The organism is Pseudomonas sp. P5_A2_2, assembly GCF_054177685.1.
Window position 1 is genome coordinate 1 of record NZ_JBGCUL010000759.1, and the last position, 2,204, is coordinate 2,204.

The following is a 2,204-nucleotide window of genomic DNA, read 5'->3' on the forward strand; positions in this document are numbered from 1 at the left end:
TCGGTCATTGCCTTCGGCAAGCTGGCCGGCAAGTACAAGTTCCGCCTGTTCCAGGGTGCACCGGTCCAGTTCAGCGGCCAGCACAAGCTGAACCTGCTGCTGGGCCTGGCCACCCTGGGCCTGGGCGTGACCTTCATGCTCACCGGCGACTACACCGCCTTCGCCGTGATGCTGGCCCTGGCCTTCGTGCTCGGCGTGCTGATCATCATCCCGATCGGTGGCGCGGACATGCCGGTCGTGGTGTCGATGCTCAACAGCTACTCCGGCTGGGCAGCGGCGGGCATCGGCTTCTCGCTGAACAACTCGATGCTGATCATCGCCGGTTCGCTGGTAGGCTCCAGCGGTGCGATCCTCTCGTACATCATGTGCAAGGCGATGAACCGCTCCTTCTTTAATGTGCTGCTCGGTGGTTTCGGCAACACGGCGGAGGCGGCCGGCCCGGCGGGCTCGAAAGAAGCCCGGCCGGTGAAATCCGGTTCGGCCGACGACGCGACCTTCCTGCTGACCAACGCCGACACCGTGATCATCGTGCCGGGCTACGGCCTGGCGGTCGCGCGGGCGCAGCATGCACTGAAGGAACTGACCGAGAAGCTGACCCATCGCGGCGTGACCGTGAAGTACGCGATCCACCCGGTGGCCGGTCGCATGCCGGGGCACATGAACGTGTTGCTGGCCGAGGCCGAAGTRCCTTACGACCAGGTGTTCGAGATGGACGACATCAACTCCGAGTTCGGCCAGGCCGACGTGGTGCTGGTGCTGGGSGCCAACGACGTGGTCAACCCGGCGGCGAAGAACGATCCGAAATCGCCGATTGCCGGCATGCCGATCCTCGAGGCGTTCAAGGCCAAGACCATCATCGTCAACAAGCGCTCGATGGCCAGCGGCTATGCCGGTCTGGACAACGARCTGTTCTACCTGGACAAGACCATGATGGTGTTCGGTGACGCCAAGAAGGTCATCGAAGACATGGTCAAGGCTGTCGAGTAACCCTCTGCGGCACACAGAACGCCCCGACTCGTCGGGGCGTTTTTGTTTGCGCAAATCGTCGGACAAACTATTCTTTTGTTACCGATCCGGTAACGGTGTTTTGCTTGAAAGGCCCGGAATAGACGCCTCGATTGCGACCTTGGTAGCGGGACAGAAGCTGGCGCAATTCACTAGACTGCACGTCCTGCTACCTGTTGCCCGAGATAACAATCCATGTACCGTGACCGTATTCGCCTGCCTTCGTTGTTGGACAAAGTGATGAGCGCTGCCGACGCTGCCGCTCTGATTGAGGACGGCATGACCGTCGGCATGAGTGGCTTTACTCGCGCCGGCGAAGCCAAGGCCGTCCCCCAGGCGCTGGCCGAGCGCGCCAAGGTCACGCCGCTGAAGATCAGCCTGATGACTGGCGCAAGCCTGGGCAACGACCTCGACAAGCAGTTGACCGAAGCTGGCGTGCTGTCGCGACGCATGCCGTTTCAGGTCGACAGCACCCTGCGCAAGGCGATCAATGCCGGCGAGGTCATGTTCATCGACCAGCACTTGTCGGAAACCGTGGAGCAATTGCGTAACCAGCAACTGAAACTGCCGGACATTGCCGTGATTGAAGCCGTGGCGATCACCGAGCAAGGGCATATCGTGCCAACCACCTCGGTCGGCAACTCGGCCAGCTTCGCGATTTTCGCCAAGCACGTGATCGTCGAGATCAACATGGCGCACAACCCGAATCTCGAAGGTCTGCACGACATCTATATTCCGACCTACCGTCCGACCCGTACACCGATTCCGCTGGTCAAGGTCGACGACCGCATCGGCAGCACCGCCATCCCGATTCCAGCGGAAAAAATCGTCGCCATCGTGGTCACCAACCAGGCCGACTCACCCTCCACTGTGCTGGCACCGGACGCCGATACCCAAGCCATTGCCGATCACTTGATCGACTTCTTTAAACAGGAAGTGGCAGCCGGACGCATGACCAACAAGCTCGGCCCGCTACAAGCCGGTATCGGCACCATCGCCAACTCTGTGATGTGCGGCCTGATCGACTCACCGTTCGAAGACCTGACGATGTATTCCGAGGTCCTGCAGGACTCGACCTTCGACCTGATTGACGCTGGCAAGCTGAGTTTTGCGTCGGGCAGTTCGATCACCCTGTCGAGCCGGCGCAATGCCGACGTGTTCGGCAACMTGGAGCGCTACAAGGACAAACTGGTCCTGCG

At 60.9% G+C, this 2,204-nt stretch carries 2 protein-coding genes; both read left to right on the plus strand.

The window, feature by feature from the left end:
• Positions 1–987, plus strand: a 987-nt coding sequence (locus tag ACXRVY_RS25275) for an NAD(P)(+) transhydrogenase (Re/Si-specific) subunit beta (protein WP_458238552.1), incomplete at its 5' end; no start/stop codon positions are given.
• 213 nt (positions 988–1,200) lie between these two features.
• The coding region (locus ACXRVY_RS25280) for a propionyl-CoA--succinate CoA transferase (protein ID WP_458238553.1) at positions 1,201–2,204 on the plus strand (1,004 nt) is incomplete at its 3' end.